Below are 431 nucleotides of genomic sequence, written 5' to 3'. Positions count from 1 at the left end.
GTTTAATGTTAATCCTGATGATACCGGGGTCGATATTTGTGTTGCCTGGTGTATTTGGTTGGGGGTACGTGGTTTGGGTGATGTCAGGTATGCTTCTATGTGCGGATTGGTTATGTAGCCTTATGCCGCACAAACAGCGCCTGATTGTCAGGTTGGCAATCATGATTTGTCTGATATGGGCTGTCGGCTTAATAGGGCTTGGGCAGTATCAGCAAAACTCAAACGATAAGGGTGCCTTTGGAGATCATTTTAGTGTGTTTTACAATCCGTTAGGTCATCTATAAGCTTTGTATCAACAGTGAAAAGCCAAATCCGGTTGTAACCATCTTTAAAGACTCTTTGAGATTGGACGGTTTACGATGGGGTTTTGAGTAACGTTGATGGGTCGATTTTTGATTTAAACTCTTTAAAATCATCATAGTGCTATAACT

Annotated in this window: 1 pseudogene; it reads left to right on the top strand. The window is 41.5% G+C overall.

The features are described from left to right. Positions 1-284 (top strand): annotated as a pseudogene (locus ACTHUE_RS20590) (hypothetical protein); the annotation flags it as partial. Positions 285-431: the final 147 nt, after the last annotated feature.

It is taken from the genome of Neisseria sp. P0021.S005 (assembly GCF_051956955.1).
The sequence above is the reverse complement of the archived record's forward strand: the minus strand, read 5'-3'. Positions and strand labels throughout refer to the sequence as shown.